Origin of the sequence: Acetobacter sp. AC2005 (genome assembly GCF_037901235.1) — a bacterium.
GTDB lineage: Bacteria > Pseudomonadota > Alphaproteobacteria > Acetobacterales > Acetobacteraceae > Acetobacter > Acetobacter oryzoeni.
In genome coordinates this window covers 1,588,549-1,602,221 of the sequence record NZ_CP149625.1, presented here as the reverse complement: position 1 = coordinate 1,602,221, position 13,673 = coordinate 1,588,549, and the positions used below count along the sequence as shown (strand labels likewise).

The window sequence follows — 13,673 nt, the reverse complement described above, 5'->3', positions numbered from 1 at the left end:
GCCTTGCTTCCACCTATCTGCGCCCTTTATGCAGGGCGAACGGGGCAACGTGCCCCTGCAAGACTGACGTGGAGCCAGAGACACCATGACTGACCCCGCCAACAAACCGGCTGGTTCTTCCCCTACAGGAGATCAGCCGCATGTGGCTTCAGCGCCGGAACCGCGGCGCATTACGGAATTTGACGCCGACCAACCGCAGCACGCTGCCGCCCCTGTTGGCTTTGCCGCTCTGCTGGGTGTGTTGGGCGTTGTGTATGGTGATATCGGCACCAGCCCACTTTACGCCTTCCGCTCTACTGTCGAGGTTATTTCGGGCCACCATCAGGTAGCCCCGTGGGAAATTCTGGGCGTTGCCAGCCTGATTTTCTGGACGCTGATCCTGATTGTCACGGTTAAATACGTCATCCTGATCATGCGGGCTGACCATAATGGTGAGGGCGGTATCCTTGCCATTATGTCCCTCGCCCAACGCGTGGTTATCAACCAGAAAACCCGATGGATATTAGGGCTGGTTGGTATTGTAGGGGCCTGTCTGTTTTTTGGTGATGGCATTATTACCCCTGCCATTTCCGTGCTTTCCGCCATTGAAGGCGTGGAAGTGAGTGTGCCTGCGGCGCATGACTTTGTGATACCCGTAGCCATATTGGTGATTATCAGCCTGTTTAGCGTGCAATGGATAGGCACGGGCAAGGTTGGCGCCATATTTGGGCCAATCATGCTGCTGTGGTTTGGCACGCTGGGTGTGCTGGGGCTGATGGAAATTCTGCATCACCCAGCTATTCTGATGGCGCTTTCACCCACCTACGCGCTGGAATTTATCTTCTACCACGGCAAGCTTTCCTTTCTGGCACTCGGCTCTGTCGTATTGTGCGTCACCGGGGCAGAAGCTCTGTATGCTGATATGGGCCATTTTGGCCGCGCCCCTATCCGCTATGCGTGGCTTTTCTTTGTGCTGCCCATGCTGGTGCTCAACTATTTTGGGCAGGCCGCACTGGTAATTGCTGACCCCAAAGCCTTGGCAAACCCCTTCTTCCTGCTGTGCCCGCACTGGATGCAGGGGCCAATGGTGGTGCTTTCTACCTTTGCCACTGTTATTGCCAGTCAGGCCGGCATTTCCGGCGGCTTTTCCATCTGCCGCCAGTTGATCCAGCTAGGCTATATGCCCCGGCTGCGCATTACCCACACCAATGCAGAAGAAGAAGGCCAGATTTATCTGCCGGACTTCAACCGCTTCCTTGCCGTTGGGGCCGTGCTGCTGGTGGTGGCCTTCCGTAGTTCCGATGCCTTGGCCTCTGCCTATGGTATTGCGGTTACGGGCACATTTATCTGCACTTCCATTCTGGCTATTGTCGTTTTCCATCGCCACTTCAACTGGCCTGCATGGAAAGTGGGAGCCATATTTGGGGGCTTCCTGCTGCTGGACAGCACCTTCTTTGCTGCCAACGCTCTTAAAATTCCTGATGGCGGTTGGGTGCCAGTGCTGCTTGGCTGCGTGTTGACCCTGATGATGACCACATGGAAAAAAGGCCGCAGCCTTATTATTGCACGCCAGCGGCAGGATAGTCTGCCCATGGGGTCCTTCATTGCCCGGCTTCCGCAGTCCCGCATCATTCGTGTACCGGGCATGGCTGTGTTCATGACCAGCACACCAGACTTTGTGCCTCCGTGCCTGCTGCATAATCTGCGCCATAACAAAATCCTGCATGATCATGTGCTGTTCGTAACCGTGCAGAACCTTGATCAGCCAGAAGCAGAGCGCGGCCACCGCGTAGCTGTGGAAGAACTGGCACCAGATATCTACCGCATTGTGCTGCGCTACGGGTTTATGGAAATGCCCAACATCCCCCGTGCACTGGAAGAACTGAAAGCCAACGGCGTGGATTTTGATGCCCTTCAGGCCTCCTATTTCACATCCCGCGAACTGATTACCCGTTCCTCTGTGCCGCGCATGTCGCGCTGGAGAATGTCCATCTTCCTGTTCATGCTCCGCAACTCCACCTCCAGCATGGAATTCTTCCGTATTCCGCCAGATCGTGTTGTGGAACTGGGCGTGAAAGTGGCTATCTAACACTGTGGAACAGGACGCACTCGCCCTTTACATCCACTGGCCATTCTGTTTGGCCAAATGCCCGTACTGTGACTTCAACTCACACGTACGGGCAGAAATTCCACAGGCGCGCTTTGCGCAGGCCCTTCGCGCAGAGCTTGCGCATGAAGCCAACCGTTTGGGCCGCCGCCACCTGACATCCATCTTTTTTGGTGGCGGCACACCCTCTCTCATGGCCCCGCAAACGGTCGCGAGCCTGATAGATGATGCCACATCTCTATTTGATGCTGCTCCCAACCTTGAAATTACGCTGGAAGCCAACCCAACCAGCGTAGAAGCCGAAAGACTGAAAGATTTCAGGCAGGCCGGAATCAACCGTGTTTCCCTGGGTATTCAGGCCCTGAATGATGAGGCTCTGCATTTTTTGGGTCGGCAGCACTCCGCCACACAGGCACTGGCTGCGCTGGAACTTGCACGTTCATTGTTCCCCCGCATTACGTTTGACCTGATTTACGCACGCCCCAACCAGAGCGTGGCTGCATGGGAAACAGAGCTAGAGACAGCGCTGCAACTGGTGGCAGATCATGTCTCGCTCTATCAGTTAACCATTGAACCTGGCACCAAGTTTGAAGCCCTTTACCGGCAAGGCAGTTTCAGCCTACCGGATGAGGAAACAGCCGCCGCACTTTATGAAACAACAACGGCCATCACGCACGCACACGGGCTGAATGCGTATGAGGTTTCCAACTACGCCAAACCGGGCAGTGAAAGCCGCCATAACCTGACATACTGGCATTATGGTGATTATCTGGGCATTGGTCCGGGTGCGCATGGGCGCATTACGCTAGATGGCCAGCTTTATGCCACACGCCGGCACCGCGCGCCCGAGCCTTGGGCCGAGCTTGTAGAAAGCACGGGTTCTGGACAGACATCTCAGGAGCCGCTTGTGCCGCAGGAACGTGCGCGAGAAATGTTGCTGATGGGCCTGCGTTTACAGGAAGGCATTGCTCTTAGCCACTTTCAGGCCCGCACAGGCCTGCAACTAACCGAAACCCTAGACCCGGTTATTCTGGCTGCGGCGTTGGAAGAAGGCTACCTTGTGCAAACGCCCACCCATTTATACGCGACAGAAGAAGGCCGATTGCGGTTAGAAGCCCTATTGCACGCGTTGGTGCTTTAAAAAATAGAGCCTTGTCTGGCGTAAGTAGTACACTACATTGGAAAAATGCTTAATCTGATCAAGCTGGCTGTAGGCGTTGAATCACTCGAAGATCTGAGCGAACGGTTAAAACAGCCATTCAATACGCACAGCCACCCTGATTATGATACGCCCCTGCCTGTGGTGCACACGCGTTCTTTTCCCAAGCAGAAAGATGCCCTTCTGGATGGTGGTTCGCTTTACCGCGTTATCAACGGGCTTATTTTGTGCCGACAACCCATTCTGGATATTCAAACCACAACACGGGCTGATGGTACACAGGGCACACTTATCTTGCTTTCTCCCAAGATTATTCCCGTAGAACCCCGCGCCATGCGAGCATTTCAGGGGTGGCGGTACCTACAAAGCCAAGATGCACCACCTGATTTACAGGGAACCGACGCGCGCCCAGCAGACCTGCCCCTTTCTCTGCAGAAAAAATTGTTAGAACTTGGCCTGTAAAATATTCCCTATCATCCGGGAATAACAGCACGACCGGTATAAGGAAGGCTGCAAAACTTTACCTGCCCAAGTTCAATCAAACAGGATGCATACACACCATTAAGCTGCTGAATGACCGCTCTACCTGTATAAGGTGCGGCACAGAATGTGATGTTTCCTGCTGTAATTGAACACGCATAATATGCACCGCTTCCCAATGGGAACGGCATTGCAGCCTTTCCCGTAAAAGGCTTACTGCAAAATACAGGATGCCCAGCAGCAAGCTGACAGACCGCAATATTATGCAAGCTGCTTTGCGCGAATGCTGCTACCGTAACCATGCAAACAAAGTAACAAACCGTTAGGCCTTTTATAAAATGCTTGATTGGCATGTGCATTGCTGGTCTTAATCGGGGGTCCTCATGCCATTTTAACCAGAACAATCAGTTGGCATATTCTGGAATGATTATTTTTTTCAAAAACCTCCACAAAAGTCTATTTCCTGCCTTGACGCCCCCCGGCATTATCTCTACAAAGCGCCTCAACACAGCCTCTTGTCCCGTTCGTCTAGAGGCCTAGGACACCGCCCTTTCACGGCGGCAACACGGGTTCGAATCCCGTACGGGACGCCAAGTCTTTTAAGTAAGACTCATAGGCAGTTTTATTGAATTGCCAGAATAAAATGATGTCATATGACCCCATACGGCCAATGCGAAATTACGCCACGGCACGAGGAATGGGCCAGAATTCGGAAAACGCAGTACCGCACCGGCAAGCACGTTCGGGCTGGCTGCCGTAGATATCTCAATCTGAGAATACATTCTTTCCATCGGAAAAATGCATGAGCCATCCATCATTACTTACCCAATGATGGACTTAATCCACCAAAATGGATCTACTGAGATTTATCTAAATTTTTCCGTATATCCTGCACAAAGCGCGAATACCGAACACCTTTGAAAAAAACGTTCATCAACAGGCGAGCTGGCCACTTACAGGGACGCTTGACCTGAATGAGCAGAACGTATCTGTCTTCCTCAGTATTGTTCCAGACTTCATGGTTATATGTATCATCGAACAAAAGAGAATGTCCATCAGACCAGGGGCAGACGTGACATTCGTCCCCTTCTTCAATCTGGATCCAGCAGTTTTCTCTATCTTTTGGAACACGTAATGCCAAATGGTAGGTCAGCATTCCCTTGGTCATACCCCGATGCCGCGGAATATGACATCCTGCTTCAAGCACAGAAAATGTAGCTGTGCATAAATCAGGGATCTTATCTATCAATGAAGCTGTAACCGGAACACACGCCCTGTTTTCCAGACGTTTATAGCCATACCCCTCAAGAAAAAACGTACGCCAACGGGCATCTGCGGCAATTCTTCCATGATCTGGAGAGATTTCGCCCAAAGAAGGCATATTGCCCGCCCGAATAAGGGTGGCTTCCTTGCAAATAGTCTGCCAATTTGCCTCCAAATCCTTAACCCAAGCAAAAATATGAGGGTTGAAAATGGCTTGATCTGGCAACAACGAGCAGCGCATAATGAAGTTATCAACTACTGCACGAAGATTTTTTGTGAGATGATAGATTGTCTTTTTCTTCGCCATTATATCCGGTCTCGTCTATAACTTCATTTGTTTATACAAACATAAGATATTCAAATTTCACCAATGAACAAGGAGAAAACAATGGAAGATTTAGACGGAACGCAAGCAGAAATTCATACCCTGCTCTCTGAAATCAGTTCCGATATAGACAAGCTTAACTCTACACTTACAGCTGAAGCCAATATACCCAAAAGCATTACGAATTCCGTGGCCATGTTAGCCGATAAGATTGATGCTTTAAATGATCTTATGCGGGCGGCATAATCTTACCGTTATTTTCTGGTGCCGAAACTGCAAAAATTTTTGCCCGTATGTGTAAAACACATTATTTAAGTTCCCGGCTTCAGCTCATTTTTAAGGATAAAAAATTGTACGTAAAAATTCTATCACTTGCAGCATTAACTGCAATATTCACTGGGTGCGCCAGAAAGCCTATTCCAGCCATTTTACCTCCGCCGGCCTCTGTTCAGACAACATCAAATCCAAGCGTCACGGCAAGTGATTTACCTGCGTCTTCACGCTTTGACATGCACAGGGGTATGCCAGACCCCTATCCAAAATAAACCACTTCGTTCTACAACTTCTTGTACAAGCTCGCTATGCGGCTCATATAATGCTCCATCGAAAAATCTTGCGCACGCATTAAACCCGCAGATGTCAGTTCCTGCCGTAAACAAGCACTCTGATCCAACAAAGAAATAGCATCTGCCATTTCTGAAACATTATAGGGATCAACCAGCAGGGCCGCATTTTCGGCAACCTCTTGAGTTGCATGACCATTACTGGTCATGACAGGCGTGCCAAGCGCCATACTTTCTACAATAGGCAACCCAAAGCCCTCTGCTAGAGATGGAAACAATACGGCTCGGGCATTCTGAATAAGTGTTAGCAAATGTTCCCTGGAGCACCACGGAATATGTCGCACAAGATCCGGCTTGGGATGCATTGCTATAGCTGCAAGTTCCTCGCGCGCCCCAAATCCATCATTTCCTATCAGCAGCAAGGGACAATGCGTGCCACTTTGACCATGGGCCTGAATAAGGCGGTAAATATTTTTACGCTTTTCAATAGAACCAAAATACAAAAAATGTTCTTTTCCTTCATGAAAAGCAGATATCTTACCGTTGCCAGACGGAAGAGAAACAGCTTGCCCCAGAACTACAACTTTATGAATATATTCAGGAAAACATACAGCTATATCCTGCCTTACAGCTTCTGAAACTGTAACAATGGCTGTGGCACGTTGCATACATTGCTTGAGTATCCGCTGCATGCGTTCCGATTGAATACCTGTTAAATCAGGGTGTAGTAAAGGTATGAGATCATGAACCGTATAGATATTGGGAATATTTTCCCAATATGCTGGGAATGGGTAACTCCAATGCATAATATTGGGGGTATACCCAGAACTGACGGCTGTTATGCGGTTAAATGTTGAAAAATGGACCTGAATTTTTCGGAAAAAATCACTGACATTCCATGAATATTCAGATTGAGAAAACGTAAATTTCTGATGTGCCTTTAAGGCCAAAACAAACCGGAGAAACTTATTTCTCAACGCATGGGGAGCCTGCTGCCAATCCATGCCGCCCGCAATGCCAACCTGCGCTCCATTATGTTGCAGCGCCTCACGCAAAGTCGATGCGTATGTGGAAACACCCGTTCCTCCTTCAGCACCAACATTACGGGCACCGATAGCCACGACTGGTTGCATATAACTGCTCAATTCAACGTTTGCGTGTGATTTTGCAGATTGTGCCAAATATTCTATCCATCCACGGGCACGTTACACCATAATTTCTATCTGGATCATAATAATGATGCTGTAAATGATGCCGCTGAACGGATTTCAATATTCTGTTCGAGAAACAGTATTGATGCGTGGCATAATGCCAACCATCGTACAACACATAACCACACAAGAAACCCAAAAAAAATGGACGCCCAAACAAAGGGCCCATAATTGTACAGTATAAATAATACAGGCCAATGGCCAATGGTACACTCACAACAGCAGGCATCAGATTACGGTAACGGTCACGCGGGGACACATGGTGATTGCCATGCATGATAAAGAGAAAAGATTGACCCAGACGGGAACGTAACCGTAAATGAAATAGAAAACGATGCATGACATATTCAAAGAAAACCCAGACAACCAACCCCGTTACACTGCCAACAATCAGGTACAGTAATGGCACCGGGCGCGATAAAACAAGCGTGTATATGTACACACTCAATACAATACTCCAAAGGCCAATAAAGACCTTTATTGGCATGTATGTTAAACATTCAAGCCAATGAGAGCGAAATATCTTTAATCGCTTATGCTCCAAAATTTATACTCTTAGATGTTTTGTGGAAAAATTCCAGAAACAGGCATGAAACGCCATAGAATTTTCCTTCTTATTATAGATTTCCACTTTTTGTTTCCATATTCAAGAATTCAACTTAAACGAATTCAACTGAAAAATCTCTAATCAAATGATGTAATTTCGCTGGCGTAAGATCACTTACAATAGGCTCCTTTGATTTTATCGGAAAACTGACCGCAACATAGGGAGTGGAACGTTTTTTATTCTGATATGCAATCCCTCGTATAGAGGGGCGATGGTCTCCAAAAAACACTAGTAAAGCAGACTTATTCTGCCCCTCAAACCACTTCATAAGCTGGCCCAACATAGCATCGCTATTTTGCAAATGCCGCAAATAATGCCCAAGGGCTTCTGATGGCGCTCCTGGCCATGGGGCATGATTTTCCATCGTCACTGCATATAGGAAAAGCGGAGACGTGGCGGTTTCAAGCCGTTCAATAATTTCATCAGCTAATGTGGTATCACTTATATACGTCTCCGCACGCGGTGCGCTCTGCAGGGCAGCACAGTCATCAACGACATCAAATCCGATTTCAGGCATCAATTGACCACGCCCGTAAAATTCCAGACTGTGCGGGTGCATGAAAACAGTATGATACCCTGCAGCTTTTAATTGGTAGGGCAGTGCATAGGTTTGATCTCTTTGAGCCGTAAGGAACGGATCATAGCAGCAAAAACCCAATTCAGCTTCAGTCCGTCCAAAGAGCACACCATATTCTGTTCGCATGGTATAAGCGCCAAATCCACTAACAAGAAGGCTACCCCGCGCCACGGCCTGATGTTCCGCCCGCTTGAAAAAGGGCAATGCAATATTCCGCGCCTTGGGATCACAAAAAATGGATGGGCTGGCAAAAGACTCACACTGCACAACCAATACAATATCTGCTTTCGCCTTTCCGCCCTTTACAGACAGAGGAACTGGAGGTGCCTGCTCTTTCCAGCACTTCCAATAAGCAATCAACATCCCCAGCACACCAAACCGACCGACGTCACGCTGCCAGTCAGGTTCAGTAATACGGTAACGTATAAAAAAAGTTTTATAACCCAAATACGAAAAACAAATCAGAACCAATGCATATATACGCAAATCTACATTAATGGAAAAACAATACCATAAAGAAGTGGGGATACATAAAGCAATAACTATCAGTACAAGCCAACCAATGAATGGAATAGAAAAGATGAAAAACTTAGGGTTTTTTACCAATGTTCCCAAAGAAATAATATCTGAAAAATAAATTGGTTCTTGCAATATATCGTATTTAATGCACGAAATCACAGAAAATATATAAAATAAAATGACACTTACAGCGCACCCCAATGATACGGAGCCAAACATAAAAATCAGCAACGCATATAATGCTGAGATATTAATTAAATGAAAACAAAATAGAGGAAATAGCTGATAGTTCTGCTTTTTCCCCGCCACGGGAAGAAAAAGAGCCGGTAAAGTGACGATAAAAGCTATCAAACCCCCTACAAGAAATTCAAATATCACCACTCACATGCCCAACTGCAAATTTCTTAAATTTTACGCTCTGTCTTGCCTATCGCTAAGCAAGCAGTTTATAATCCATGCTCGAAAAAAGGCAAACTATTCAAATTTCTATATACTATTTGTTAATAAAGAGGCCTCCAGTGATTCCCCTAAGAAAAAAGGAGATAGAAAATAAAAAACATTTTTTCTTAGCGCCTCCACCTTTCAAATCAACAATGCCTTGCATTGCCGAAGCACGCCCTGCTGCTTCGACCACATCTTCCATTTCCAAAGAGACAACTGAAGAAATCCGGGAGGCTATTCTAACACATAAAGTGGGTGGCACATTCTGGGAAAAGCCTCTTGCACGCTGTTTTCGCGCCATATTAGCCTTACCTGCACAATATGAGTTTTCAACTGCGCAAAAAGCCCTCCATCATCTTAAACAAAATTTCCGACAGACAGATATTTTATTACTTGTTCCAGAACTGACCTGCCACACAAAAAAACTGGCAAAAAAACTTCATCTTTCTTGTGCTGTAGCTGGCAAACAGGACCCTCACTTCCTTATGGAAACGGTGCAAGAAGTTGTTGCCATCACACCACAGACTTTCCAACTTGATATCTGTTTACTGGCGGCACTTCACGGCAAACTGGTTACGCTCTGGAATAGCCAGGCCAGTTCCAGCAAGGAGCTTTCTTCTTCTGAAGCTCTCTCCATTATTTGCCATGAAACGTGCTATTTCAGCCCATTCACGCGACAGGAAGTGAGCTGCCTGCACACCGTTGAACTTCTTGCATTGTGGAAACGTATTCTCCTTGCCAACCGTGAGATCGGGGCATGTATGGGGATGTCGCTCTGGAAACGTCATCAAATCGGTGCGTTCCTTGCAATGGCCCCAGGTAAGCCGCGCTTTTTTATTTCTCCTACGCAAGCGATTAAAGCCTGCTTTGCCTCCGGGAAATTGAAAGTTGCTATCTGGGCAACACGACTACCATCTGGCATTCAAGAAGTTCTCAGCCTCGCCAACATACATCTTGTTCTGGTAGAAGACGGTTTTATACGCTCCATAGGACTTGGCAGCGCCTTGCAACCTCCTGCTTCTATTTTTCTGGATACACGCGGTATATATTACGACCCGGCAGAAACCAGTGATCTGGAACAGATTCTTGCAACATACCAATTCAGTGAATCTCTTCTCGTCAGAACCCGTGCCGTTATTGAACGTTTACGAATGCGTGGCATTTCAAAATACGCACGCGCAAATACAACATTTACAGCCTTCCCTTCGCTCAAACACCAACTGAAAATTCTGGTGCCGGGTCAAGTTGCTGATGATCTCTCGGTTTTACGAGGCGGGGGAGACATTCAGGATAATCTTTCCTTGCTCAAAGCGGTTAGAAAAGCTCGGCCAGAAGCATATATCATCTACCGCCCCCACCCCGATGTCGAAGGTGGTTATCGTAAAGGCGCTCTTTCCGACAAGGATATCCTTTCTTTTGCAGATGAAATCAATCGGGATGGCACTATCACTGAGATTCTCAATCAGATTGACGAAGTGCATACACTCACCTCCCTTGCAGGGTTTGAAGCACTCATCCGAAACATCCCCGTTACCACTTATGGCACACCATTTTATGCGGGCTGGGGGTTAACGCAGGACAAGGGGCTGATACCTGCCAGGCGTCATCGCACACTCAGCTTAACTGAGCTTGTAGCAGGAACCTTGCTGGTTTATCCTCGCTACCTGGATCCGGTTACACATCTTCCCTGCACATTGGAAACAGTTTTAGACCGATTTGAACAACCTGACGTATGGCGTCCAACATATTGGATGCGCTTAAGGAAAGTTCAAATTACCTTGCATAAAACATTTTCTGCTTTATGTCGTAGCCTTACCTTTTGATCGGTTTTTTGATTTCTTGTAATGCATAATAAATCTTTAGATCATTCCCAGCGTCGCCGTTTTTTATTGCTGCAAGGCCTTATGGGGCCCTTTTTCGAAAAAATCGGAACCGCTCTACGCGAAAAACAGCATGATGTTTGGAAAATCAATTTTAACGGCGGTGACTGCCTTTTCTGGCAACTGCCAAATGGAATTTCCTTCACCGGCACAGATACGGAATGGCCTGTTTTCCTCCTAAATGTGCTCGATAAACTGCGCATTACAGATATAATTCTTTTTGGAGATTGCCGGCCGTTACACCGAACTGCCATTAAAATCTGCCAGGAACTGAAGATACGCATTTATGTTTTTGAGGAAGGCTATATTCGCCCAGACTGGGTTACGCTGGAAAGAGACGGTGTGAATGGACATTCCACCCTCCCCCGCAACTCACAATGGTATATCGAACAGGCACGACATTTTCCGCCTCTTCCACCGCACAAAACCGTTCCATCCTCTTTCAAGCGCCGCGCATTGGAAGCCGTCGCCTATAACGCCGCAGATATCCTGACCCGCTGGCATTTTCGCCATTGGCAGGATTATCGCCCCTGGGGCGCTTGGTATGAAGGTATGAGCTGGCTACGCCGATTGGCCAAGAAGAAAAAAGCCTTGCCGCGTTCACAAAAATTGTTCGCATGGCTGGAAGAGACCGGTACGCCGTATATGCTCTTTCCGCTGCAATTGGATGCAGATTCTCAAATTCATCTCCATTCTGATTTTGCCGGCATGACACCCGCGCTCAGTATGGTCATGATTTCATTTGCCAAACACGCACCCAAAAATTTGTACCTCGTCATCAAAGAGCACCCACTCGATAATGGCGTCAAAAACTGGTGCAAGCTTGTTTATGATCTCGCCAAGACCTTGGGTATCAGCCATAGAGTCATTTACATGGAATATGGTGATATTGCGCATATTGTTGCCAAGGCGCAGGGGGTTGTCACCATCAATAGTACAACAGGCACGTTAGCACTTGCCAATAACGTTCCGGTAAAAGTGCTTGGCCGTGCTGTTTACAATGTTGATCACGTTACAGACCAACAACCGCTTGATACGTTCTGGGTTACACCTAGGTCTCCTGATCCGGCTGCACTCCAAGCCTTCATGACTGTGCTGGTGAACCGCTGCCTCATTGAAGGTGGATTTTTCTCGGATGAAGGATTGGATTCCTTGGTTTCCGGCGCACTCAAAAGAATTCAGAATATCCGATCAGAAAACGATGATGTTGTGTTCCTACCCTCTCATCTAGAGGAATAATAAATTGACACACACACAATCTGCCAATTTTCCACTCTTTATGGATATTTCACGCCTGCTTTCACGTGCAGGCCATAGCGTACCAACTGGGATAGATCGGACAGAATACGAATACGCAGCATATCTTGACAAACATTGGGGGGATTCCCTCATTTTTGTTGCATATCATCCTATACGCGGCATCTGCCCAGTCGATCATTCGGAAGCCTCTCGTTTTCTGTCTCTTACTGCGGCTTTATGGAATGGAGAAAATGTAAAACCAACCGTCCTGAAATGGATGGCCCGTAAAATACTTTTCTCACTTTCTTTCTCTCATGCCATCGCTCACAAATCCCACAAAAAAAGCTCTGCCTTTTATCTGCTTCTTTCACATCACCATTTGATGAAAGAACACGCTATCCAGCGCTTTCTCGGCCAAACCAATGCCCGACTAGTGGTTATGATTCATGATATCATTCCAATAGAATTCCCTGAGTACAGCCGCCCAGGGGAAGACAAACGTCACCTTCAACGCCTCAAAACGGTGGCACGGTTGGCAGATGCCGTGATTGTTCCTACCGAGAGCGTAAAACAGTCTCTCCGGCCTTTTATGCCAGCGCAGCTTCCAATACAGACAATTGCACATGGGTTGCATATATGGGGTTTAGAAAAAACAGTTCAAAACCCAAATATTACAATTCCATCCAAGCCTTATTTTGTTTGTATTGGTACAATTGAACCACGCAAAAACCATCTTCTCCTTCTAAATATCTGGCGCAATCTGGCGCATTCTTTAGGAAAAGATACGCCCGAATTAATTATTATTGGGCGACGAGGTTGGGAAAACGAAAATATACTGGATATGCTGGAACGCTGCCCTGCCCTACAAGATAATGTAAAAGAATATAATGCCCTGAACGACCAACAAGTAATCCACCTTCTACGTCATGCCCGCGCTCTATTATTTCCTTCTTTTACAGAAGGGTTTGGGCTGCCTTTACTAGAAGCCTTGGCGGTGCAAACTCCGGTTGTGTGTTCAGATATATCTGTTTTTAAAGAAGTTGTCGGACCAGCAGCGATCTATTTGGATCCACTGGATGGCCCCGCCTGGACACGTGCAATCATAGATCTTGGTTCATGTGCAGAAAACAAAACAAGGAAAGATCGGACTTCCTATGAAGCATCTGCCACCGTCTCCCCTTGGCCGTCCCAAGTTCAATTGGGATTGGAATTTTTAAATGCCATAAATCTAAACCATTGATGGTGATAACCACCCTATTGTATAATAAAGAATTGTCACGGTATTTAAAACTGAATGAAATTTTCAGTAAGGAGTAAAATCTC

11 protein-coding genes and 1 tRNA gene are annotated in these 13,673 nt (G+C 47.1%); 8 read left to right on the top strand and 4 right to left on the bottom strand.

What is annotated here, in order from left to right; translation table 11 throughout:
- The first annotated feature begins 85 nt into the window (after positions 1–85).
- From QQM41_RS07780 to QQM41_RS07765, 4 genes are all read left to right on the top strand, one after another.
- Positions 86–2,068 (top strand): potassium transporter Kup, encoded by a 1,983-nt coding sequence (locus QQM41_RS07780; protein ID WP_050818567.1) that lies wholly within the window; start codon positions 86–88, stop codon positions 2,066–2,068.
- A gap of 4 nt (positions 2,069–2,072) precedes the next feature.
- Positions 2,073–3,227, top strand: a complete 1,155-nt coding sequence (hemW, locus tag QQM41_RS07775; protein WP_339076754.1) for a radical SAM family heme chaperone HemW — start codon at positions 2,073–2,075, stop codon at positions 3,225–3,227.
- Positions 3,228–3,272: 45 nt separating this feature from the next.
- Positions 3,273–3,707 carry a DUF1489 domain-containing protein gene (locus QQM41_RS07770; RefSeq protein WP_339076753.1) on the top strand — a complete coding sequence of 145 codons (435 nt, stop codon included), beginning with the start codon at positions 3,273–3,275 and terminating at the stop codon, positions 3,705–3,707.
- A gap of 535 nt (positions 3,708–4,242) precedes the next feature.
- Positions 4,243–4,318, top strand: a tRNA-Glu gene (locus QQM41_RS07765).
- A 263-nt stretch (positions 4,319–4,581) separates the two neighbouring features.
- Here QQM41_RS07765 and QQM41_RS07760 read toward each other — a convergent pair.
- Positions 4,582–5,295: an aspartyl/asparaginyl beta-hydroxylase domain-containing protein gene (locus QQM41_RS07760; protein WP_339076752.1), complete on the bottom strand. Its 714-nt coding sequence runs from the start codon at positions 5,293–5,295 to the stop codon at positions 4,582–4,584.
- Positions 5,296–5,376: 81 nt separating this feature from the next.
- Here QQM41_RS07760 and QQM41_RS07755 point away from each other — a divergent pair, with 81 nt between their 5' ends.
- The gene (locus QQM41_RS07755; RefSeq protein WP_339076751.1) at positions 5,377–5,559 is read left to right on the top strand and encodes a hypothetical protein; all 183 of its coding nucleotides are present in this window, start codon (positions 5,377–5,379) and stop codon (positions 5,557–5,559) included.
- 310 nt (positions 5,560–5,869) lie between these two features.
- Here the strand turns inward: QQM41_RS07755 and QQM41_RS07750 are convergent, their stop codons facing one another.
- The 3 genes from QQM41_RS07750 to QQM41_RS07745 form a co-directional block, all read right to left on the bottom strand.
- Positions 5,870–7,057 (bottom strand): glycosyltransferase family 1 protein, encoded by a 1,188-nt coding sequence (locus QQM41_RS07750; protein WP_339076750.1) that lies wholly within the window; start codon positions 7,055–7,057, stop codon positions 5,870–5,872.
- Entirely contained in the window at positions 7,023–7,427 is a 405-nt protein-coding gene (locus tag QQM41_RS15720; protein ID WP_408874584.1) for a sterol desaturase family protein, read from the bottom strand. The genes QQM41_RS07750 and QQM41_RS15720 overlap by 35 nt, the downstream gene beginning before the upstream one ends.
- Before the next feature lie 319 nt (positions 7,428–7,746).
- Positions 7,747–9,171 (bottom strand): LTA synthase family protein, encoded by a 1,425-nt coding sequence (locus QQM41_RS07745; RefSeq protein ID WP_339076749.1) that lies wholly within the window; start codon positions 9,169–9,171, stop codon positions 7,747–7,749.
- 137 nt (positions 9,172–9,308) lie between these two features.
- Between QQM41_RS07745 and QQM41_RS07740 the strand changes: the two genes are divergently transcribed.
- The 3 genes from QQM41_RS07740 to QQM41_RS07730 are packed head-to-tail and all read left to right on the top strand — an operon-like array spanning position 9,309 to position 13,590.
- Complete coding sequence (locus tag QQM41_RS07740) at positions 9,309–11,054, top strand: hypothetical protein (RefSeq protein WP_339076748.1); 1,746 nt, start codon at positions 9,309–9,311, stop codon at positions 11,052–11,054.
- Between the two features lie 21 nt (positions 11,055–11,075).
- Positions 11,076–12,350, top strand: a complete 1,275-nt coding sequence (locus QQM41_RS07735; protein ID WP_339076747.1) for a capsular biosynthesis protein — start codon at positions 11,076–11,078, stop codon at positions 12,348–12,350.
- A gap of 4 nt (positions 12,351–12,354) precedes the next feature.
- Positions 12,355–13,590, top strand: coding sequence for a glycosyltransferase family 1 protein (locus tag QQM41_RS07730; protein ID WP_339076746.1), 1,236 nt, complete (start codon positions 12,355–12,357; stop codon positions 13,588–13,590).
- Positions 13,591–13,673: the final 83 nt, after the last annotated feature.

Coding starts and splice junctions, on each gene's coding strand:
- QQM41_RS07780 (WP_050818567.1), top strand. CDS start 86: ATGACTGACCCCGCCAACAAACCGGCTGGTTCTTCCCCTACAGGAGAT.
- QQM41_RS07770 (WP_339076753.1), top strand. CDS start 3,273: ATGCTTAATCTGATCAAGCTGGCTGTAGGCGTTGAATCACTCGAAGAT.
- QQM41_RS07760 (WP_339076752.1), bottom strand. CDS start 5,295: ATGGCGAAGAAAAAGACAATCTATCATCTCACAAAAAATCTTCGTGCA.
- QQM41_RS07755 (WP_339076751.1), top strand. CDS start 5,377: ATGGAAGATTTAGACGGAACGCAAGCAGAAATTCATACCCTGCTCTCT.
- QQM41_RS15720 (WP_408874584.1), bottom strand. CDS start 7,427: ATGCATCGTTTTCTATTTCATTTACGGTTACGTTCCCGTCTGGGTCAA.
- QQM41_RS07735 (WP_339076747.1), top strand. CDS start 11,076: ATGCATAATAAATCTTTAGATCATTCCCAGCGTCGCCGTTTTTTATTG.